Here is a 21,964-nt window from a genome sequence, read left to right as displayed (position 1 = left end):
TATTCGGCCTAAGTTGGGCTAAAAGAATCCAGGAGCAAAACTTCGTAAAGCGTATTTTTTTTCTTAAATTTAGGGATCCCTCCCTTTTTTATTAATCCAAACTTTAAGGTATATGCCCGCATGTACCAATAGGTTGCTGGGGTATTCCAAATAAAAAGTTGGATTTCTTGCTGCCAGCCTAATTGTTAGCGGTATGGTATTTCGGTATTTTACTTTTTAAGAACACCAAGGTACCTATAAGTACTGCGCTACCTTTTTGGGATATGCCTCCCAAAAATTCTGACAATAGGATTGGATGGATTCAAAACGGAACATACAATCCTTCTATACCCCATCTATAATTAAAACGATATGAAAAACTTAATCGAAATATTGTCTCAGGAAATAGGTGTCAAGGAAATTAAGGGAGCAAAGGCTAATACTCAAATTCTGAAGTATGCCAAGGACTGTGGATTTAAGGAGTACACTTCAGACGAAACGGCCTGGTGTAGTTTGTTCGCGAATTGGGTAGCCCTCCAAGCCGGATTGGAACGGTCCAAGAGGTTGGATGCCCGTTCCTGGTTAAATGTAGGCACCCCCATTGACAATCCGGAACCAGGGGATGTTGTGGTCTTTTGGAGGGAGTCTAGGAATTCATGGAAAGGGCATGTAGGATTTTATACGGGCTTTTCGCACGATAAGCAGCGAGTTTATTGCTTGGGGGGTAACCAAGGAAACCAGGTGTCTTTGAGTGCCTACCCCGCAGAGAGAATCCTTCAATTTAGACGGTTGCGCAGTGTTTCGGTTCCCAATTTCAGTAGTAGGAACATCAAAATAGGTGACAGCGGGGAGGATGTGGCAAAGCTGCAGGACGCTTTAAAACAGTTGGGGTATAATTGTGGTACTTCAGACGGTATTTTTGGTCCAATGACGGAGCGCTGCCTTAAGGATTTTCAGTCCAGCAACAAGGAACTTCAAAGGAATGGAGTGTTGGATAAGGCAACCAGGGAATATTTAGTTGAAATTATAAAAAATAGAAACTAGTAGTTTAATTTCTAGCCGCTATACCTAGCAAAAAGATACCGAAGATTTTCCTTTATTGTATTCCTCCCATTCAGGACAGGCTCTGTCGCGAGCTGATGCGTTGGCCTTCGAATCCCGAGGGGGAAACGAAACCGCCGTTAGTAGGTTCACGAATACCGATAAAAAAACAACATAAAAAGTAATGAGTAAAAAACCACCCGTAGGTGGTTTTTTGAAGTGGAGCCGGAGGATTGCATATCCCCAGTAGCTTCTGATCTGCAAGTACAACTGCCTGACTTAGAAAGTCAGGTGTCTAAAAACATAAAAACCCAATCAAGTAAACTTGTTGGGTTTTTATGTTTTGATCCACAACGCAGTTGTGGGTGATTGTGGAGCCGGAGGGATTCGAACCCTCGTCCAAACAAGCAATTAAAATGCTTTCTACATGCGTAGTTCCTACTTAATTTTCGATGTGCACCTGACTAGGAACCGCCTAATACACACTTAGCTTCTTAAGTTTTGGTGATAGTGCCGAAGCCTCACTACCCTTGTGTTGACTTTGCTGGTGCTTCTGAAAGGGACGCCGTCAACAAGGGCTTCCCAGAAACATCTCGCTTCCCTACCTTGTAGGGACGAGGCTAATCCTACTATGATTCAGATTAAGCGGCAAGAGCGTAATTATTTTCGCCAATTAAAAGTGTGGAAAATGAGATTTACGAGCTGTAGCCCAGCGCTCGGCATGCTTACATTCCAATTGGTCTCGCTGTCAAAACCAGTCGGCCCCTTCAATGAGATTCGTACGCCTTGGCGTACCTTTTTATCGGAACCCTGCACCAAATTAATGCATGGGTCGTTCCAATTCTCATGATTTTTATCAAAGAACAAATGACCGGTACCATTCCAATGGCCATTTGGGCGTTTCCCTTCGCTAGAATATACACAATCTTTAGCGACTTTGCAATCTATGCTCCGGGTCGGGCTTTCGGCAGTACAAGCCTGCTTTCGGCAGGCAGGGTACTCGCCTCTATCCCTAACGCGGCTGCAAATATAGTGCAAAAACTATTCCTAAAAAAATTTTGACCTCAGCACCTTAAATGTTATATTTACAACGAATCTCCTTTCAGGAGTTATAAAACTATGATTTGATGAAGTTTGGAATTATTAAAGAGCGAAAAAGTCCTCCCGATAGAAGGGCGGTTTTTTCTCCTGAAACCTGTAAAAAATTATTGGCCAAATATGAAGAGGCCCAACTTGTTGTAGAGCCATCGCCCCTTAGAGCGTTTACAGACGCAGAATATAAGGATGCCGGAATAGAGGTAGCCGATGCAATGGAAGAGTGCGACGTACTTTTAGGGGTAAAAGAAGTGCCCATCCAAAGTTTAATCCCCAATAAAAAATACATTTTCTTTTCCCATACCATTAAAAAACAACCCTATAATAGGGCCTTGTTACAAGCCATTCTGGCAAAGAACATTGAGCTGTACGATCACGAGGTGTTTACCGGTGATAAGGGACAGCGGTTGGTAGCCTTTGGGAAATATGCAGGCATTGTTGGTGCCTATAATGGCATTAGGGCGTATGGACTTAAATTTGACCTGTACCAGCTGCCAAAAGCAGAAACCCTAAAAGACCAAAAAGAGCTGATTGAAGCCTTGAATAGCATTGATCTTCCCAATATTAAAATCCTACTGACCGGTAGGGGAAGAGTTGGTAATGGAGCGGAAGAAATGCTGAAAGCCATGCAGCTTAAAAAGGTAAATGCCACGGATTTTCTCAGTAAGGAGTTTAATCAACCCGTCTATTGCCAAATAGATGCTTCAAAATATAACAAAAGAACGGATGGCAAGCTGGGGAGTAGGCTCGACTTCTTTGAGAATCCGACCGAGTATAAGTCCAATTTCTTTCGCTTTGCCAGGGTAACCGATTTGTATATAGCCGGACATTTTTATGATGAAGATGCCCCCTATCTCTATACCCGTGATGATGTGGCGAAAGACGACTTTAATATAAAAGTAGTAGCCGATATCAGCTGTGATATTGATGGCCCCATAGCTACTACCATACGGGCGAGTACCATTGAAGATCCTATTTATGGATACGATCCCAAAACCGGGGCCGAAGTCGATTTTAAGGATCCAAATGCCATCGCGGTGATGGCGGTAGATAACCTGCCATGCGAATTACCTAGGGATGCCACCGAGGGCTTTGGGAAGGCATTTCTCAAAAATATTATTCCCGCCTTTTTTAATGGGGACCAAGAAGGAATCCTAGAAAGGGCACGGATGACCAAAGATGGAAAACTCACCCAAAGGTATGCCTATCTCCAAGATTATGTGGAACCTGTGATCAGTAGTCAGTAATCGGTGAGCAGTGAGCAGTTTTTTTCAGTGATCAATTACTTCAGTAATCAGTAGTCAGGTGTCAGTAGTAGGTAAATAGGATTGGAATTTAGATACACTTTTTACCTATCACACACTGCAAGGAATTAGCAAAAGCTCCTCCCTTTAGACAATGGGAGGTGGTTTGCCTGAAGGAGCAAAGCGGAGGGATTTTTGATAGTATTTAATACAAAGTATGGAATAATGAGAGGGGCTCAGTTGCTAGTTGGCAGTATGTTGCGTCCCTGATAGAAATTGAACTTCTTATTAATCACTTTACCCTATAACTTCATAACCTCTTAACCAAATACCCATCTTGGTAGAATTGAATGGCCCTGCGATTTATCGCGGGGATTTGGGGGTTTATATAGGCAAGGGCTTTAGCCAAAGCTATAAAACTTTAAAGCTATACAATGGCACCATGGACTTTATCCAAGCCGCATTGTTGTAAGAATCCACTGTTAAAAACCTGCATGGTGGCAGGATCCAATAAACTGTTGCGGGCATCTATCCAAGCATCTACTTGTGAGCTGCCGTACATTTGTTTTAGTCGCGTCTCGTTTAAATTAAAATTGATCTTTCCCCAATGCAAGGTATAGGGAATCTGTTCCTGTTCCAATTTCTTCCATACCGCCTGGTAGTAGTCCCGTGCGGATTGACCGTCTACGCCGTCCATTTCCAAAACGCAGGTTTTTGGGAACTTGGTAAAGCCCAGTGTAGCCTTAGTACCGTTCACATAGCGTAGGGAAAGTCCGCCAGGAAAGGGCTTTTGCTTATTTACCTCCACCAACAGTTCTACTGCCCGTGGGGCATCGGCAATGTCTATGGCCATAGCTGCACTGGCCACCTTACCTCTAAATTTTGTGTAATTAAAAATTTCCCTAACGGTCCCAATACGGGGTGGCTCTGGTTTAAATGCCAATCCAAACATCAAATTCACCATCGCGGGAATGGCCAATCCAGACCCGGGTAGCTTATCCAATACCGTTGAAATAATCCCTAACAGGTCGTCCCCATAGGTGAAATCGTTTCCCCTTTGCAAGGGAGTGTGGGGGAGTTGAAAAGGTTTTTTAAACATATATTTTATAAAGGCCCCCTTGTCCGGATTGTTGGTTTCAAAATTGTGAATATTGAACAATACCTCAAAATGATACATTTCCCCATGCTGTCCCACACCCGGTAGGTTCAGCCCTGAGAAGTTTAAGGTGCTCATGGCTGTCTTAAGGGCGCTGTTATAGGGTAAATTCCCTATTCTATGTTCTGTAAGCAGAAACTGTGGTTCGGTCTCTATTAGTACCCCGTGGATAAATCCAAAACTGCCAAAGCTCACCAATGCCGCGTTAAACAGGGCGTCGTCCTGAACCAATTCCGCATCCAGCCAATTTACAAATTGTGGGGAGGCCACGGGATAGGAGGCTCGTTCTAACCAAATATGTTTGTTAGCCCCCGTAATTATATGAAGTCCTACTACAAAATCGGGCACCGCTCCCACATTAAAGGCAGCCCCATGGGTGCAGGTAGACAGGGCACCGGCTATGGTCTGTCCGTTGCTTGCCCCGGATGCCTTTATAGAGCGCTGTGGAACCTTTGAGGATAGGCGGGTGTTAATCTCGTGAATAATGGCGCCGCACTGTAAAAAGTAAAGGTCTTCAGGCTTTTTAGCATAGCTTGGGTTCACATAATTGGTAGAAATAGGGAAGGAAAAGTTTAGGCCGGCGGTATCTATCAATCCGCCTTCTGTAACTCCTACTTTTGTAAAGGACCAGCCGCTGCCCATGGCCCTAATTTTGTGATTTTTTGTAATCGCATTTTGAATCAACCATTGAAAATTCCTGGTCGTGGCCAAGTAGCGATCTCTATAGGTAGCGGCAGGGGGATTCCAAAGCTTAAAGGAGGTATTTGGTACTAGGTTATGGGTGAAATTCTGGTGCTTGTTGGACCATTGTTGTATGGGAAGTGGATCTATTCCTGTAGGAGTCATTTTGTGGGTGTTTAGTTATCCATATTACCATCACCATCGGTGGGTCTTGCGCATCCATAAGTGACGGTACGGTGATTTACGATGCCCAGTGTGATGGAGCTTAGTAGGAAGTCCGTAAAAGATGTCTTGACTACCACCCAGGAAAGGGCCCCTTCTCGGCAGGGGCAAGGGTTGCCAGCTACCTCGGGATTGGCATCGACCCTTTTTTGCTTTAAACCCCAGTAGTAGCTCCAGCTCGATTCTTTTCTGCATTCCAAGTTTTCCACGCTATCCTGGTAGGGACTTGCCTCTACCCGGGTGCTAACACAGGACGTGCTAATCACCATACTTAGAACCATAAAAATAATACAAGGGATATGGATAGTCTTCATAAGCTTCCGTTGTTAAAGTCGCATGCACCTTTTATTGGGGATTGCAATAGTCAGCTAGGCACCATGGTCTCTTTAAGTTAAGGAATTTAGATTATTCTGGAGTGCTGGTTGTATGGATGGATGGGGAAACCGTATAAATGGTAGAAATGTAGGGGGAGAGGGGTGAAAATTAATAGCCCTATTGCCATTATTATAGGCAATAGGGCTATGAGATAAGTCCTAGGCTTGTAGTCTAATAATAAGCCAAGGAAATTTATTTCAATTCGTTCACTGTTTTCCGAAGGGCCACTAGGTTGGTCAGCAACTTTTCCAAATGATCCAAGTGCAACATATTAGCACCATCACTCTTGGCAGAAGCGGGATCAAAATGGGTTTCCATAAAAATTCCGTCTACCCCAGTAGCAATTCCAGCTCTAGAAATGGTTTCTATCATATCTGGTCTTCCCCCAGTTACCCCTGAAGCCTGATTGGGCTGTTGTAGGGAGTGGGTTACATCCAATACCACGGGTGCAAATTGTTTCATGGTGGGTATGCCGCGGAAGTCTACAATCATGTCCTGATACCCAAACATGGTACCCCTATCGGTCACCATAACCTGACTATTGTTACTGTCCAGTACCTTTTGTGCGGCATGCTTCATGCTTTCCGGACTCATAAACTGTCCCTTTTTAAGGTTGATGGTCTTTCCAGTCTCAGCGGCGGCAACCACCAAATCTGTCTGTCGTACCAAAAAAGCGGGAATCTGAAGAATGTCTACATATTCTGCTGCCATATGGGCATCGGATACTTCATGGATATCCGTAATGGTGGGCACTTTAAAGGTTTCGGAAACTTTTCTAAGAATCTTTAATGCCTTCTCATCGCCTATGCCCGTAAAAGAATCTACCCTACTACGGTTAGCTTTCTTAAAACTCCCCTTAAAAACATAGGGTATTTTTAGTTTATCGGTAATGCTCACCACCTGCTCTGCAATTCGCATGGCCATATCTTCCCCTTCAATGGCACAGGGGCCGCAGAGAAGGAAAAAATTATTGCTTTGGTGGTGTTTTATTTGTGGTATTAACGCTAAATCCATCAGTTATTATTTTGTTGCAAAGATAGGGATTTGATTGCGTTATTTATTCCAAATTCGCCCGGATCGCATTGGAGTGAGAAATGCAGTGGTCTCCTAGGTCTTTTTTAATCCCCATAGGGGCTTTAATCTCACCTAAAAATCGTAAATTAATAGGATAACCTTAAATTATATAATCATGGAAATACATAAATTATTGGTTCCGGAATTAAAACACGAAGTCGCTTTAACAGAAAAGTTCCTAAAGCGTATCCCAAAGGATAAGTTGGACTGGCGACCACACGAAAAATCCATGACGCTTAAACAATTGGGGAGCCATTTGGCGGAAATTCCGAGTTGGGTTATTGGTACCATGGACCAGGATGAAATGTCAATGGATAACTATGTGCCGCCTATTAACGATTCTGTGGACGATATGGTCAATACGCTTAGGGCCACTACCGAAAAGGCCATAGACTCCCTCCGAGTGCCTAATGAAGAATATGATAAGAATTGGAAAATGCTTCAAGGCGGACAAACGGTGATGGAAATGCCCAAGTATCAGGTGTTGAGGGGGATGGTGCTCAACCAAATTCCACACCACAGAGCGCAATTGGGGGTGTACCTCAGATTATTGGGGCAATCCGTTCCTGCAACCTATGGGCCTTCCGCAGATGAACAAGATTAAAAAAGAGTGGTTGTTTTTAAATATTTGGCACACAGTGATTTGTGTTGATTTTTGCGCGAAAAATCTTAATCTAACGCCTCGCTTGAAAATAACAGGAGAAAGCCGCTTAAACATATTCAGTATCAATCAGATAAGAAAAATAAACCTTTTCTAGTCAGCGGAAAAAAAATGCGTATCTTTGCGCCCGCATTTAATAGAATTAAGTGCAAATAAAAATCATTTATGTCAGCAACAAAAAACATAGCTATTATTGCCCACGTAGACCACGGTAAAACCACCTTGGTAGACAAGATTATGCACCATTGCCAATTGTTCAGGGAAAACCAGATCACTGGCGATCTAATACTAGATAACAACGATCTGGAACGTGAAAGAGGGATAACCATTACCTCTAAAAACGTTGCAGTAAACTACAAAGGGACCAAGATCAATATCATTGATACCCCTGGTCACGCCGATTTTGGTGGTGAAGTAGAGCGTGTATTGAATATGGCCGATGGGGTGCTCCTATTAGTGGATGCCTTTGAAGGCCCAATGCCACAGACAAGATTTGTGCTTCAAAAAGCGATAGACTTAGGGCTTAAGCCTTGTGTAGTAGTAAATAAAGTGGATAAGGAGAACTGTACTCCTGATGAAGTTCATGAAAAAGTATTCGACCTAATGTTCGAACTAGGTGCCGAGGAATGGCAGTTAGATTTTCCAACGGTATATGGTTCTGCAAAGAACAATTGGATGAGTACGGATTGGCAGAAGCCAACTGAAAATTTAGAGCCCTTATTGGATATGGTTATAGAGCATATTCCAACTTTTAAGGCCGAAGAAGGAAATACCCAAATGTTGATCACTTCATTGGATTACTCTTCCTTTACCGGGAGGGTTGCCATCGGTAGGCTGCAAAGAGGTGGTTTAAAAGAAGGTCAGCAAGTATCCTTGGTAAAAAGGGACGGAACCATAGTGAAGTCTAAAATAAAGGAGTTATTTACCTTTGAAGGTGTTGGTAGATTAAGAGTGAAGGAAGTAGCTGTTGGGGATATCTGTGCTATCGTAGGCCTAGAAGGTTTCGATATTGGAGATACCGTTGCCGATATAGAAAATCCGGAGAAATTAACTACTATTTCCATTGATGAACCTACTATGAGTATGTTGTTCACCATTAATGATAGTCCCTTCTTTGGAAAAGATGGAAAATATGTTACTTCTAGGCATATCAATGATCGTTTACAACGTGAATTGGAGAAGAACTTAGCACTACGGGTAAATGCAACCGACAGTGCAGATAAGTTCTTGGTTTTTGGTAGAGGGGTATTGCACCTTTCAGTTCTTATAGAAACTATGAGAAGAGAAGGTTATGAGCTTCAAATTGGCCAGCCACAGGTAATTATCAAGGAAATAGATGGAGTTAAATGTGAGCCTATTGAGCAGCTTACGATAGATCTTCCAGAAGGGGTTTCCGGGAAAGCAGTAGAAATGGTATCTATCCGAAAAGGGGAGATGACCAGTATGGAAGCAAGAGGCGACCGTATGCTCTGTGAGTTTATCATTCCATCCCGTGGTATTATTGGCTTAAGAAACCAATTGCTTACCGCTACCGCTGGAGAGGCTATTGTAACGCACCGTTTCTTGGAATATCAACCAATGAAGGGCGAAATTCCACAGAGACAGAATGGATCATTGGTTTCCATGGAGACCGGTAAAGCCATTCCTTACTCTATTGATAAATTACAGGAAAGAGGTAAATTCTTTGTAGATCCAGGTGAAGATATTTACGAAGGTCAGGTGATTGGGGAAAACTCCAGACAAGATGATATGACGGTTAATATCACCAAATCTAAAAAGCACTCTAACGTTCGTTCCGCAGGAGCAGACGATAAGGCAAAGATTGTACCTGCTATTAAGTTTTCTTTGGAAGAGGCTTTAGAATATATCCAGAAGGACGAATATGTAGAGGTTACTCCTAACCATTTGCGTATTAGGAAAATATACTTAACCGAGAATGAGCGTAAGCGTAATAAGATCGACTAAGTAGATAATACTATTCAAAAGTAAAAATCCCCAAAACCATGGTTTTGGGGATTTTTTTATCTCAATGGGATTGGATGCTAAAGCACCACTCCTAAAGTTTAAACTGTTCTTTCTCATAGGCTGCGGCTGCAGCTCCTATAATTCCTGCGTGGTTTCGTAAAAGGGAGGGAACTACAGGGGTGCTTATGGTGATGTACTCCTTAAATTGATCCCAATCTTTGGAGGTGCCTCCGCCCAAAATAATTAGGTCTGGGGAGATAATTAAATCCACGTATTCTAGAAAGGTATTAAAGCGCTTGCCCCATTTTTTATAGCTGAGGTTTTCGCGTTCCTTGGCCGAGGCTGCTGCCCACAATTCTATTTTTTCATATTTCTTATAAGGTATCTGGCCCAATTCGAAGTTGGGGATTAGCTTTCCATTTAAAAAAGCCCCACTCCCTAGTCCAGTGCCTATAGTGATCATTACCACCAAACCTTCTTTTCCTTTGCCTACTCCGTAATTAAGGGCGGCGTAACCAGCAGCGTCCGCATCGTTTACCACGGTTACTGGTAAGCCCGTAGCCTCGCTAAAGAGTTCGTCTACTTTTGTTCCCTGCCATTTTGGGTGCAGGTTTCCGGGGGTTTTGCACACCCCTTTTTTTATTACCGTTGGAAAACCACAACCTATGGGACCTTCATAATTGAAGTGGGAAACAATTTTTGCAACCACCTTTGCCATTGCCTTGGGTTTGCGCGATTTTGGGGTGGGGATCCTAAACCGTTCCGAAACCATTTCACCCGTTTCCATATTCACCAAAGCTCCTTTTATGCCTGAGCCACCGACATCTATTCCGAGGATTTCCATGTATTTGTCTATTGTGTTTTGGGCAAAATAACAAAAAAAATGAATTATAACACTATCGAGCTTCTTCTCAGTGTATGGATTCGCTTTCTTTTAAATGATCCAAAATGAGTTTGTCAACTTCACTCAGCTTATTCCTATCTTCATAGGTGAACCAAAACACTTCCCAATTTGCGGGATTGGGAGCAATAATTCCAGTGTAGTCAGTGGTATAACAGTTCTTTCGTTCCAAGATTATTGGCTTGGGAAAGGATGTCTGTGCTTCAAAAACACCTAAATAGGTAAGACTGGGAATAATCAACTCTATACCCAAAAGTTCTCGCATATGGCTTTGCAATACCTTGGCATCCGAGGTTCTTTTAACTTTGTAGCCTCCTGGAATACTAAAGGCATCAGTTTTTTTATTGTAGAGCACCAATACCCTAAAATCTACAATGCATAGCCAACTAACTAGATCCAAGATCTCCGGTGTGGGTTCTATGTAATAATCTATGGAGTTTAAGGAGTGGTCCCTGTCTATTAGATTTAAAAAATTATCGATAAACCTCCCTAGCCCGGTCAACGTATCTAGCTTATTGTTTCTTCCCAAGGCACTGGAAATGGTCTCGTCCCTATTGCCAAATTTATAACCACCTTTTTTTACCCAGGCCAGGTTTAAGAGGTGTTGCATGGCCACATTCCCCAATTGGTCTATGGAGACTGCCATTTTCAATAGGTACTCCCCAATGCCCACCAATCCTTTATTAAACAGGGAGTGCAAAAGACCGTAAACAAAGCCAAAGGGAACCGTAATAATGAACAGCAAAATGGAAATTAAAAATAAAAGAATCCCTATGAGGGGGTTAACGCTTTTATCTGGGGAATGGTGTTGTTTTTTGATGATCATCGGTTGCTGGTTTTTTGGTTTGTTGATGTCTTTTAAGAGAGGTGCCTTAGATTTATTCAATTTTTCTTACCAAGCTGTCTATAGTGGCTTTAGTCTAATTATTATTCATAATAATAGTGGGACCCATGGTAGATGTGTTGCCTAGGGAGATTTTTGTCTTCCCAGTAGGTATGCCCAGATGCGATTTTTAAAATAAGAAAGTCTAAGCTTCAAAGAATTGAAATTAATATTATATTTGGTGGGTTTCATAAAAAACACAGTCTTTGCTGTAGTTACAGAAGGGTTTTCCCTAAAATTTCAGTTAAGATACCAAATCTGTTTTAGAACTACAGAAATATCACAATCACCTAAATATTCAACTAAATACCATTTAAATGAAAAACTATTTTGCCTTATTTCTTTCTATTACCGTGCTGCTATTTATGGGGTGCGACAGTAAAAAACGCGAGGGAGCACCCAAAGTCTTGGTGTTTTCCAAAACCATGGGATTTAAGCATTCCTCCATTCCAGCTGGAATCGCGGCCATTCAAAAATTGGGCGAAGAAAACCAGTTTGAGGTGGATACCACAAAAAACGCAGCAATATTTACCGATGAGGGGCTAAAGAAATATTCGGCCATTATTTTTTTAAGTACTACCGGTAATATTTTAGATGCCAAACAGGAAGCGGCATTTGAAAGGTATATACAGGCGGGTGGCGGATTTGTAGGTGTGCATGCTGCCACTGATACCGAGTACGATTGGAACTGGTACGGGAAATTAGTAGGGGCCTATTTCCATAGTCATCCTCCGGGAGCGCCAGAGGCCGATTTTATTATAAAAGACCCCCAGTTTATGGCAACCAATATGTTTACAGATACCGTTTGGCGCCGATCGGATGAGCTATATAACTTTAAGAAGATCAATCCGGATATCCAGGTGGTGATGACGGTAGATGAGGGTAGTTACGAAGGGGGGCAAAATGGGGATTTCCACCCTATGAGCTGGTACCATGAATACGATGGAGGGAGAGCTTTTTATACTGCACTAGGGCATACAGAAGAGAGCTTTTCTGAAGATCTTTTTCTTAAACATCTTTTGGGTGGTATTAACTATGCCATAGGGAAAAATGAAAAGCTCAATTACGACAAGGTTACTTCCCAGTACCCCCCAGATGCTGATCGTTTTAGGAAGGTGCCTTTACATGTAGGCGAATTTTTTGAGCCTACGGAAATGGCCATTCTTCCCAATATGGATGTATTGGTATCCCAGAGAAGGGGAGAGGTAATGTTGTACAAACATGCCACTGGAGAATTAAGTCAGGTAGGTTTTTTGGATGTGTATCATAAAACATTGGAAACCCCAGGAGTAAATGCCGAAGAAGGGTTGATGGGCCTGCAAAAGGATCCCGATTTTGCCAATAACCGTTGGATTTATCTTTTTTATAGTCCTGCCGGGGATCACTGGGTAAATAGGCTATCGCGATTTAAATTTGAAAACGATGTACTTCAGATGGATACCGAGCAGATTATCTTGGAAGTGGAGAGTCAACGAGAAATTTGCTGTCATACCGGAGGGTCCATCGCCTTTGGTCCCGATAATTTATTATACCTGTCCACAGGAGATAATAGTACTCCCTTTAATGAAAAAGGCGTAAAATATATAAATAGCGGATTTGCTCCCTTGAACGATCTTCCGGGAAAAGAGCAGTACGACGCTCAGCGTTCCTCTGGGAATACCAATGACCTGCGCGGTAAGATATTGCGAATAAAAGTGAATGAAGATGGGAGCTATAGTATCCCAGAAGGAAACCTGTTTCCTGAGGGAACTCCTAAAACTCGTCCAGAGATTTATACCATGGGGCATAGAAATCCCTATAGAATCTCTGTAGATCCCAAGAAGGGGTATGTGTATTGGGGCGATGTGGGTCCAGATGCGCAAAAGGACAGTTTGCAGACTAGGGGACCTAGAGGTTATGACGAGATGAATCAGGCTAGGGAAGCAGGGAACTTTGGATGGCCTTTTTTTATAGCCGATAATCAGCCGTATCGCAGTTACGACTATGCGACTGGGGAAAATGGGGAGTTTTTCGACCCCGAAAAGCCCATCAATAATTCTAGGAACAATACCGGACTTAAAGAGCTTCCCAAGGCCATGCCCGCCTTTGCTTATTATCCCTATGTAGTCTCCCAAGAGTTTCCACAAATGGGAACCGGAGGAAGAAACGCCATGGCCGGACCGGTGTATTACTCGGATATTTACAACGGGGAAAATGCCTTGCCCGAATACTATGATGGAAAGGTGTTTGTGTACGATTGGATTCGAGGCTGGATGAAAGCCGTTAGCCTGTTCCCCAACGGAGAGTTCAATAAAATGGAGCCCTTTGCAGATCAGATTAAATTAAACAACCTTATAGATATGGAGGTGGCACCGGATGGGAGAATTTACCTGTTGGAATACGGAAGCGGCTGGTTCTCTAAGAACGACAATTCTGCCCTGAGTTATATTGAATACAACGGAGGGAACAGACCGCCCTTGGTAGAAAATATGGAGGTAGACAAGACCTCTGGAGCACTTCCCTTAAAAATTGTTGCCAAAGTAGAAGCTATGGACCGCGAGCAGGATGAAATGACCTACTTATGGAATTTAGGTAATGGGGAAACCAAGGAGACTAGCGAACCCCAAATCACTTATGAGTATACGGAAGCAGGAGACTACTTTGTTTCCGTAGAAGTGAGGGATAGTAAGGGAGCTGCTGCCAAAAGTAATGCCGTCTCCGTAGTGGCAGGTAACTCTAGGCCTGTGGTCGCTATAGCATTAACAAATGGGGATCCTTCCTTCTTTACGCCAGGTGTTCCGGTAAACTATACCGTTTCTGTAAGCGATCCGGATGGATCGGAGATATTGGAAGACAATATATTTGTCTCCGTAGATTATTTGGAGAGTATGGATGAAGTGTCGCTATCCTTGGGCCACCAAGAAGTGTCTGCCGCGGTAACCGGAAAAGCACTAACCCAATCTATGGATTGTAGAACCTGTCATAAGGAACTAGGGAAATCTATTGGTCCCGCCTATACCGACATTGCTGCCAAATATAAGTCGGATAAAAATGCGGCTTCCTACCTCCAAGGAGTTATAATTTCTGGTGGTGGCGGAGTTTGGGGAGAGGTGACCATGCCGGCACATCCCAATATGTCCCAAGACGAAGCGCGACAAATTACCGCCTATATTCAGTCGTTGGCTGATACTGGCCAAAAGCAAAAATCGCTACCTACTTCTGGAACCATTAGACCTTCTAATGAAGATAAGGGAAAGGTGATGGTGATTTCGGCCTCGTATACGGATCAGGGGAATAATAACGTTAAACCGCTTACAGGCACTAATTCGGTAATGTTGAAAAGTAATTCTGATTCTGCCGATGCAGCGCAAGATTAATTCTATTAAGTAAAAGGCTGGCTAAAATTAGTTTTATCCTTAAGTCAATTACCAATACTGGACAACTCAATGGCAACATTGCCGAACAAAGTGGTGGTTGAATTAATAAGTTAATCAGCATTTATTCTTTAAACAGTTCCGGCCCAATAATACTTAAAAATCTATTGGGCCGGTTGTGTTTTGTGGATGCTCTTTGGAGAATTACTGGTTCATCCAGTTTTTAAACTCGGGTGCTTTGGCTCTACTAACAACTATCCTTTCTTCGGAAGGAGGGGTAACGCTTAGGATGAGCTTACCATTAAAGTATTGCTTAATGCCTGTTATGGCGTCCTTTTTTACAATAAACTGCCTGTTAGCCCTATAGAAAATAGAGGGGTCTAGATCGTTTTCCATATCCTCCAAATTTTGCTCCATGGTATAGGTCTGATTCTCATCTGTCACGGCTTTAACAATGCCGGTTTCTATATATAAATAGGCAATGTTTTCGGTTTTTACGGGAACCAGTTGGTCCCTGTAATGGACCAGATACATAGATTTATAGGTGGTCTTGTTGGTGCTTATCAAGTTTAATAAACCTTCCACTTGCTCGGCATAAAGTCCCTTTTCCTTAAATTGGCCTTTGTATTGTGCCAGGCTATCTGCCAGCTCATCCTCGTCTATAGGTTTTAATAGATAGTCTATGCTGTTTAGTTTAAAAGCCTGTAGTGCATATTGATCATAGGCAGTAGTGAAAATAATGGGAGTATCTATTTTTACGGAGTCGAAGATCTCAAAAGAAAGACCATCGGCTAAATGGATATCCATAAATATAAGTTCCGCCTCCTTATTTTTGGAGAAATACGCTACGGATTCCTTCACAGAATCCAAAACGGCCAAAATCTCTATGGAGTCTTCTATGTTTTTTAGAATATAAGCAAGGTGTTCGCTTGCTGCAACCTCGTCTTCTACAATTACAACCTTCATGTCATTTTATTCAATGGGAGTTTAACACGGAAAAATTCATTGTTCCTATCAATCACTATTTGCTGCTTTCTTATCATATAATAGCGTTTGTACAAGTTAAGGAGTCCGCTTCCCGTTCCTTCGGCCAGCGAAGACCTTGCTCTCACCTTGTTTTCTACAAACAGCGAATCATTGTCCGAATATATATGCACCTTTAACGGATTGGAGGTAGAGATCTCATTGTGTTTTACCGCATTTTCTACCAGTAATTGAAGGGCTAAAGGAGGAATTCTTCGCTCCAAGTAGGTCTCATCAATATTGATCTCTATGAGAAAACGGTTGCGATACCGTGTTTTAATTAAATAGGTATAGCTCTCTAAAAATTTAAGCTCCTCTTTTAATAATACCAGATTCCGATCTCCGCTCTGTAAAATATATCGGTACATAAAGGATAGCTTCTTTACAAAAAGGGAAGCCTCCTTGTTATCTCGAATAAGATAATTGAGCGAATTTAAGGAATTAAATAGAAAATGTGGGTTGATCTGATTCTTTAGCGCGGTGAGTTCATTCTCTAGGTTCTGTTGTTTTAAATGTTCGTTTTCCAAGATACTTTGCCGCTGAATAATTTGAAGGCGGAGGATGCGGGAAATAAAGAGGATAATGATATGGACTACAATAAAGATAGAAGTCACAAAGCCCGGTTCCCTTTCGGAAATGGTCTTGTCTACAAAATAGGGATTTATTTTGTTGAACAAGGCGGTGGTAACTAGTAGAATGGCCAAATTCCCTATGAAGCGAAGCCCTAGATCAATAAATCTGCTTTCTTTTGGAATTCTATAGATCCAATTGGTATTGTACTGAAGGGCCACCCATGAAAACAGGAAGAAAAAAATCAGTTTTAAAATAAAATCCTTGAACAGGTCTTGGGTATATAGCTCCTCCGTAAACCAAACCGATTTAAATAGGCTTAAGGTTAAGGGGAGTGTTACCAATATAGCGATTAGTGTCGCTATCTTTAATATCTCCTGTAATTTTACCTGTTTTACACCCTGCATTTTATTATAGTATTAATAACTCCTTTTAACTTCAAAGGTCAGAAATTGGTTTGGTCTATGCTATTTTTAGGAGGAAATTAGAGGGGCTTTTGTGGAAACGGTTATGTTCTTGTCTAAGAATAGGCCGTATCAGCTCATCTAAAAAAATGATAGGCCCCTAGCAAAAATGCCAAAGGCCTACCCCAACCAACTAACCAAAAAACTACCTTAATTACTTAGCGTACGGATTAAATCCTTTGGGTAGGTAATCCATTACTTCTTTGCTAAGTTCAATTTCTTCTTCCTCTTTTTCGATGACTAAATCGTTGAGGTCTAACTCCATTCCTGCATAAGCGTTAAAGCCAATAGGAAGGTATTTCGCGGTGTTAAACCCTAGTTCAATGTCTTCTTCTACTTCCACTACCTCAAGATCTGTCAAATTTAGCTCCTTACCAGCATGGGCGTTAAAGCCAATGGGTAGGTATTCTGCAGTGTTAAAATCTAGTTCAATTTCTTCTTGCACTTCTACTACCTCAAGATCGGCCAAGTTTAATTCTTTACTCGCATAAGCGTTAAAGCCAATGGGTAGGTATTCTGCAGTGTTGAAATCTAGTTCAATTTCTTCTTCCACTTCTACTACCTTAAGTTCGGCTAGGTCCAAATCATTACTAGCGTAAGCGTTAAAGCCAATGGGTAGGTATTCTGCGGTATTAAAATCGAGCTCAATTTTCTCCTGAGCTTCTACTACCTTAATCTCTTCTGGACGTAGGTTTGCTGCTCTATTATCGTCTAATAACACGTCCTCAAAAAGACAGGAAGCCTCATTTATATTGAGGAATTGGCCACTGTAATCAGTGGATAATATACATTCACTGGTATCGTTAAAGGAGAGTAGCAATACAGATATCATTCCTACTCCTAATACTGTACTTAATCTTTTCTTCAAACTCATATGCTGTTTAATACTCTTTTTTGTTTTGTTATGCACTCTTTTCTGTATGAATCTTTAATTTTTACAAGTACAAAGATAGCAACCAAATAGACTGTTTTAGGGAGGTTTTGGGTGAAGCGTACAAATTGGCAAGTGAACCGTACTAGACCGAAGGTGAATTGTATAGATGGTTGCCGGTCAAGGGGTTGTGAATGTTTTGTTAAGTGTTTTTTATGGGGAAAAGTAAGGGGTTTATACTGAATTAGAGCAGATATGGGAGGGCGTATCTTATGGGATTTAAGGGGTGTTTATTACGGGGGAAAGTAATGAAAGAACATAGTTTAAGTGGATTTGCCCCAAGAAACAGTGCATAAAACCTATTCAATGCATAGCTTATAGTGGTTAAAAGCACTTCATTCCTTGTATTTAGCGTCCTTTATATATAGTACCCAGCCTAGCCCTGATCTGTTTTTTGGGGAGGCAATGGCTATAATAGCAGCAGCAATCCACTTATAAATAATAGGATTTTCTAGGGATTTGGCAGGGAAGGGGGGGATCTGTTAAACCGCCCGTTGGATTACCTCAAACACCTTGTTGCCATCACATTTAAGCGTTTTGGAGGGGTATTTTAAGATCAAAGCATAGTCATGGGTGGCCATTAAAATGGTTCTTCCGGTCTTGTTTATTTCCTGCAAAACCTTCATCACCTCTACGCTGGTCTGTGGGTCCAAATTACCGGTAGGCTCATCGGCTAAAATAAGTTCGGGGTCGTTTAATAGGGCCCGGGCAATGGCAATACGTTGTTGCTCTCCCCCAGATAGCTCATGAGGAAATTTAAAACCTTTGGTCTTCATGCCCACCTTGTCTAGAACCTCTTCTACCTTGGCGTCCATTTCGCTTTGGTCTTTCCACCCGGTAGCCTTCAGCACAAACAATAGGTTGTTGTTAACCGTACGGTCTGGTAAAAGTTTAAAATCTTGGAATACTACGCCCAGTTTTCGCCTTAGGTATGGAATATCTCGCTCCCTTAGGGTGGTTAAGTCAAAATCTACAATAGTCCCGCTCCCTTGCTTTAGCGGGAGGTCTCCGTAAAGCGTTTTCATAAAACTACTTTTACCGCTTCCGGTCTTCCCAATTAGATATACAAATTCACCTTTGTTAATTTCTAGGCTAATGTCGTTCAATACTAAGTTTTCTCCCTGAAAAACGGCTACGTCCTTCAGTTTCAATATACTCTCACCCATAGTCATAAATGTTGATATAAAAGTAATAAGTTCCTTTGGAATAAGGCCTAAACAACTTGAAAATTGTTTTTCTTTATCATATACTTGAGGATATATTTAATCGTTATCTATGCAAGGACGGTAACTCTTAACGATCAGAGAACATTATGCTAAGAAAAAAAACCGCTGTACTACTTTGCTTTGCCGGCTCCCTATTTTACGGGTACTCCCAAGAGTCGCAAATTTATACCCATGACCAAAGAACCTATCAGGAGGCTTTGGCGCTGTATCATAACAAGCAATATCAGGCAGCACAGACAATTTTTGAATCGGTAAAACGCACTACCAGAGACGAAGAAATAGAGGCCAATAGTGCGTATTATGCGGCCAATGCAGCCATTCGGCTAAATCAGTTGGGGGCGGAAAAGTTGATGGAAGATTTTGTGGAAAATCATCCAACCTCTACCAAACGCAATGCTGCCTTTATGGAGGTGGCCGATTATTTTTTTGAGACAGGAAAATACCCCCATGCCATTACATGGTATGCCAAGGTAGACCAGGAGGGGCTTTCCCGTAGGGAAAAAGAACGTTTCAACTTTAATTATGGCTATGCCCTATACTCTTCAAAAAAGCCAAAAGAGGCCGAAAAGTATTTGGATAGGGTAACCACCTCCCGAACCTATGGCTCCCAAGCCAAATATTATTTGGGATATATCGCCTATCAGCAAGACGATTATGAGGGCGCCAACCTGCGTTTCGATCAAATTACGGATCAAAATCTCATAGATGAGAAGCTGTCCTACTATCAGGCAGATATGAACTTTAAACTGGGTAGGTTTGAAGAGGCAATCGCTTTGGCCAAAAAACAATTGTCCAAATCGGACCGAACCGAAGTTTCGGAACTCAATAAAATTATAGGAGAGAGTTATTTCAACCTCAATCAGTACGAAAACGCCATTCCCTACCTAGCCCAATACAAGGGAAAGCAGGGAAAGTGGAGCAATACGGACTACTATTTGCTAGGGTATTCTTATTATAAGCAGGGCGATTATGCCAATGCCATACAGCAATTCAATAGGATTGTAAGCGGTAAAAATGAGGTTGCCCAGAATGCGTATTACCATTTGGCAGAGTGTTATTTAAACTTAGGAAAGAAGCAAGAGGCCTTAAATGCCTTTAGAAACGCTTCTCAGATGGACTATAATGCCCAAATACAAAAGGATGCTTACCTCAATTATGCGCGCTTAAGTTACGAGGTGGGGAATGCCTATGAACCGGTACCAAAAGTGCTTACCACTTATTTGCAGAAATACCCAAATGATGCCCATAAGGATGAAATTCAAGATCTCTTGGTAGATTCCTATATCACGTCAAAGAACTTTGAAGGGGCGCTGGTGCTTTTAGAGAGTAATCGAAACTATGCAAGCAAGGAAACCTATCAGAAGGTGGCTTTTTATAGAGGGGTAGAGTTGTTTTTGGAAGCCAACTACGAAGGGGCTTCGGAGGCCTTTAGAAAGTCTTTGAATAATGCGGAGAACCAGGTGTTTAGAGCTAAGGCTAGCTACTGGAAGGCCGAGGCCGATTACGCCATGAACCAATTTAACGATGCGGTGGCTGGCTATTTGGCATTTAAACAGAATGCTGCGTCTAGGACTACTCCAGAATATGCGGAGGTAGACTACAACCTGGCCTATGCCTATTTTAAACTACGGAATTTTGAAGGGGCTATTTCGGCCTTCAATACCTATGTAGAGGCTAATGGCGCCGATGTGGAAAAATTGAACGACGCCTATTTGCGTTTGGGGGATAGCTATTTTGTGAGTAGAAAGTACTGGCCCGCCATAGAGACCTATAACAAAGCGATTGCTAGGAATATTCCAGAGCGGGATTATGCTGCATATCAAAAAGCAATGAGTTACGGATTTGTAGATAGGAGGGAAACCAAAATAGAGGAACTAAACAATTTTGTTTCCAATTACCCCAATTCTACTTTAAGGGATGATGCGCTGTTTGAGCTGGCAAATTCTTATGTAAGTGCCAATGACACCAATAAAGGACTGCAGTTGTACGATAGGTTGATAAGGGAATACAAGGGAAGTTCCCTAGTGCCGCAGGCCTTAATGAGACAGGGATTGGTGCATTATAACGCCAGTAGGGGCGAGCAGGCTTTGGAGAAGTTTAAGTTGGTAGTGCGCGATTTTCCAAATTCCCAGGAAGCGTTACAAGCAGTAACCACTGCTAAATTGATCTATGTAGATCTGGGTAGGGTGAACGAATACGCCCAGTGGGTAGATAATCTCGATTTTGTAGAGGTAACCGATGCCGAATTGGATAATGCTACCTTCGAATCTGCCGACAAACAACAATTGGAAGGTAAGCTGGATGCCGCCATTAAAGGGTACGAGGGATACTTAAATCAATTTCCCAATGGCTTAAATGCCTTAAGGGCCAATTTTAACCTGGCACAGCTGTACTTTGGGAAGGGACTAAAAGACAAGGCCCTGGCTCATTTTAAGAAAGTTGCAGAAGGCAAGAACGAATATGCAGAGCAGGCCCTTACTCGGGTTTGTGAGATATATGTGGGCAAAAACAACTATGTGGCTGCCATTCCATATTTGGAAAAATTAGAAGCTACTGCACAGATTCAACAGAACCTTACCTTTGCTCGTTCCAACCTTATGAAGGGATATTTTGAGCAGTCTAACTACAATAAAACCATGGAATATGCTGGGAAGGTGTTGGCTACTTCAAAAATAGACGACCGTATTAAGAGCGATGCCCATATCATGATTGCCAGATCGGCCATTAAGACCAACAATGAAAGTAGGGCAAAGACCGCCTATGCCGAGGTACGGAAAATAGCCAGGGGCGGTTTGGCTGCGGAAGCGCTCTATTACGACGCTTATTTTAAAAATAAGGAAGGTAACTATGAGGCTTCAAACGCGGCAGCTCAAAATTTGGCCAAGGATTATCCTGGGTACAAGGAATGGAGTGCCAAGGGGTTAATTGTCATGGCCAAGAACTTCTACGCCTTGGAAGACGCTTTCCAGGCTACCTATATTCTGGAAAGTGTAATCGCAAACTTTGGAGACTATCCTGCCTTGGTAGAAGAAGCTAAAACGGAATTGGCCCTTATAAAAGCAAAGGAAGCTGAAAGTAATTCCTCAATTAAGTCCGAAGGGAACTAGAAGATTTCCATAA

The 21,964-nt window shown here is 42.2% G+C and carries 15 protein-coding genes and 1 other RNA gene; 6 read left to right on the top strand and 10 right to left on the bottom strand.

The window, feature by feature from the left end; translation table 11 throughout:
* The first annotated feature begins 351 nt into the window (after positions 1-351).
* Positions 352-1,023: a C40 family peptidase gene (locus tag BV214_RS04650; protein WP_086476316.1), complete on the top strand. Its 672-nt coding sequence runs from the start codon at positions 352-354 to the stop codon at positions 1,021-1,023.
* 366 nt (positions 1,024-1,389) lie between these two features.
* On the opposite strand, the gene ssrA is transcribed toward BV214_RS04650, so the two are convergent.
* Positions 1,390-1,786: a transfer-messenger RNA gene (gene ssrA / locus BV214_RS04645) on the bottom strand.
* Positions 1,787-2,147: 361 nt separating this feature from the next.
* Here ssrA and BV214_RS04635 point away from each other — a divergent pair.
* Positions 2,148-3,362 (top strand): NAD(P)-dependent oxidoreductase, encoded by a 1,215-nt coding sequence (locus tag BV214_RS04635; RefSeq protein ID WP_086476314.1) that lies wholly within the window; start codon positions 2,148-2,150, stop codon positions 3,360-3,362.
* A gap of 424 nt (positions 3,363-3,786) precedes the next feature.
* Here the strand turns inward: BV214_RS04635 and BV214_RS04630 are convergent, their stop codons facing one another.
* The 3 genes from BV214_RS04630 to kdsA form a co-directional block, all read right to left on the bottom strand.
* Positions 3,787-5,361, bottom strand: coding sequence for an FAD-binding oxidoreductase (locus BV214_RS04630; protein WP_086476313.1), 1,575 nt, complete (start codon positions 5,359-5,361; stop codon positions 3,787-3,789).
* An 11-nt stretch (positions 5,362-5,372) separates the two neighbouring features.
* Entirely contained in the window at positions 5,373-5,732 is a 360-nt protein-coding gene (locus tag BV214_RS04625) for a hypothetical protein (protein WP_086476312.1), read from the bottom strand.
* Positions 5,733-5,985: 253 nt separating this feature from the next.
* Positions 5,986-6,807, bottom strand: a complete 822-nt coding sequence (gene kdsA / locus BV214_RS04620) for a 3-deoxy-8-phosphooctulonate synthase (RefSeq protein WP_086476311.1) — start codon at positions 6,805-6,807, stop codon at positions 5,986-5,988.
* A 175-nt stretch (positions 6,808-6,982) separates the two neighbouring features.
* Here kdsA and BV214_RS04615 point away from each other — a divergent pair, with 175 nt between their 5' ends.
* Both BV214_RS04615 and typA read left to right on the top strand, forming a co-directional pair.
* The gene (locus tag BV214_RS04615) at positions 6,983-7,471 is read left to right on the top strand and encodes a DinB family protein (protein WP_176328452.1); all 489 of its coding nucleotides are present in this window, start codon (positions 6,983-6,985) and stop codon (positions 7,469-7,471) included.
* A 222-nt stretch (positions 7,472-7,693) separates the two neighbouring features.
* Positions 7,694-9,493 (top strand): translational GTPase TypA, encoded by a 1,800-nt coding sequence (gene typA / locus BV214_RS04610; protein WP_086476309.1) that lies wholly within the window; start codon positions 7,694-7,696, stop codon positions 9,491-9,493.
* A 91-nt stretch (positions 9,494-9,584) separates the two neighbouring features.
* Here typA and ppgK read toward each other — a convergent pair whose 3' ends face one another.
* Positions 9,585-10,337: a polyphosphate--glucose phosphotransferase gene (gene ppgK / locus BV214_RS04605; protein WP_086476308.1), complete on the bottom strand. Its 753-nt coding sequence runs from the start codon at positions 10,335-10,337 to the stop codon at positions 9,585-9,587.
* Positions 10,338-10,404: 67 nt separating this feature from the next.
* Positions 10,405-11,220, bottom strand: a complete 816-nt coding sequence (locus tag BV214_RS04600; RefSeq protein WP_086476307.1) for an NUDIX hydrolase — start codon at positions 11,218-11,220, stop codon at positions 10,405-10,407.
* 374 nt (positions 11,221-11,594) lie between these two features.
* On the opposite strand from BV214_RS04600, the gene BV214_RS04595 reads away from it, so the two are divergent.
* The gene (locus tag BV214_RS04595) at positions 11,595-14,633 is read left to right on the top strand and encodes a ThuA domain-containing protein (protein ID WP_086476306.1); all 3,039 of its coding nucleotides are present in this window, start codon (positions 11,595-11,597) and stop codon (positions 14,631-14,633) included.
* Between the two features lie 201 nt (positions 14,634-14,834).
* Here the strand turns inward: BV214_RS04595 and BV214_RS04590 are convergent, their stop codons facing one another.
* The 4 genes from BV214_RS04590 to BV214_RS04575 all read right to left on the bottom strand — a co-directional run bounded on the left by BV214_RS04590 (position 14,835) and on the right by BV214_RS04575 (position 18,784).
* Positions 14,835-15,596, bottom strand: coding sequence for a LytR/AlgR family response regulator transcription factor (locus tag BV214_RS04590; protein ID WP_086476305.1), 762 nt, complete (start codon positions 15,594-15,596; stop codon positions 14,835-14,837).
* Positions 15,593-16,630, bottom strand: a complete 1,038-nt coding sequence (locus BV214_RS04585) for a sensor histidine kinase (RefSeq protein WP_086476304.1) — start codon at positions 16,628-16,630, stop codon at positions 15,593-15,595. Before BV214_RS04585 ends, BV214_RS04590 begins: the two co-directional genes overlap by 4 nt.
* Positions 16,631-16,841: 211 nt before the next feature.
* Positions 16,842-17,555, bottom strand: a complete 714-nt coding sequence (locus tag BV214_RS04580; protein WP_140157718.1) for a hypothetical protein — start codon at positions 17,553-17,555, stop codon at positions 16,842-16,844.
* Positions 17,556-18,100: 545 nt separating this feature from the next.
* Positions 18,101-18,784 (bottom strand): cell division ATP-binding protein FtsE, encoded by a 684-nt coding sequence (locus tag BV214_RS04575; protein ID WP_086476368.1) that lies wholly within the window; start codon positions 18,782-18,784, stop codon positions 18,101-18,103.
* Between the two features lie 146 nt (positions 18,785-18,930).
* Here BV214_RS04575 and BV214_RS04570 point away from each other — a divergent pair, with 146 nt between their 5' ends.
* On the top strand, positions 18,931-21,951 hold the full coding sequence (locus tag BV214_RS04570) for a tetratricopeptide repeat protein (protein ID WP_086476302.1): 3,021 nt from the start codon (positions 18,931-18,933) through the stop codon (positions 21,949-21,951).
* The last annotated feature ends 13 nt before the right edge of the window (positions 21,952-21,964 follow it).

The organism is Arenibacter amylolyticus (assembly GCF_002150785.1).
Taxonomy (GTDB): Bacteria; Bacteroidota; Bacteroidia; order Flavobacteriales; family Flavobacteriaceae; genus Arenibacter; species Arenibacter amylolyticus.
Note: the sequence above shows the minus strand (reverse complement) of the source record. Positions and strands in the feature narration are given on the sequence as shown.

Coding starts and splice junctions, on each gene's coding strand:
- BV214_RS04635 (WP_086476314.1), top strand. CDS start 2,148: ATGAAGTTTGGAATTATTAAAGAGCGAAAAAGTCCTCCCGATAGAAGG.
- BV214_RS04625 (WP_086476312.1), bottom strand. CDS start 5,732: ATGAAGACTATCCATATCCCTTGTATTATTTTTATGGTTCTAAGTATG.
- typA (WP_086476309.1), top strand. CDS start 7,694: ATGTCAGCAACAAAAAACATAGCTATTATTGCCCACGTAGACCACGGT.
- BV214_RS04600 (WP_086476307.1), bottom strand. CDS start 11,220: ATGATCATCAAAAAACAACACCATTCCCCAGATAAAAGCGTTAACCCC.
- BV214_RS04595 (WP_086476306.1), top strand. CDS start 11,595: ATGAAAAACTATTTTGCCTTATTTCTTTCTATTACCGTGCTGCTATTT.
- BV214_RS04615 (WP_176328452.1), top strand. CDS start 6,983: ATGGAAATACATAAATTATTGGTTCCGGAATTAAAACACGAAGTCGCT.
- ppgK (WP_086476308.1), bottom strand. CDS start 10,337: ATGGAAATCCTCGGAATAGATGTCGGTGGCTCAGGCATAAAAGGAGCT.
- BV214_RS04585 (WP_086476304.1), bottom strand. CDS start 16,630: ATGCAGGGTGTAAAACAGGTAAAATTACAGGAGATATTAAAGATAGCG.
- BV214_RS04575 (WP_086476368.1), bottom strand. CDS start 18,784: ATGGGTGAGAGTATATTGAAACTGAAGGACGTAGCCGTTTTTCAGGGA.
- BV214_RS04570 (WP_086476302.1), top strand. CDS start 18,931: ATGCTAAGAAAAAAAACCGCTGTACTACTTTGCTTTGCCGGCTCCCTA.
- BV214_RS04650 (WP_086476316.1), top strand. CDS start 352: ATGAAAAACTTAATCGAAATATTGTCTCAGGAAATAGGTGTCAAGGAA.
- BV214_RS04630 (WP_086476313.1), bottom strand. CDS start 5,361: ATGACTCCTACAGGAATAGATCCACTTCCCATACAACAATGGTCCAAC.
- kdsA (WP_086476311.1), bottom strand. CDS start 6,807: ATGGATTTAGCGTTAATACCACAAATAAAACACCACCAAAGCAATAAT.
- BV214_RS04590 (WP_086476305.1), bottom strand. CDS start 15,596: ATGAAGGTTGTAATTGTAGAAGACGAGGTTGCAGCAAGCGAACACCTT.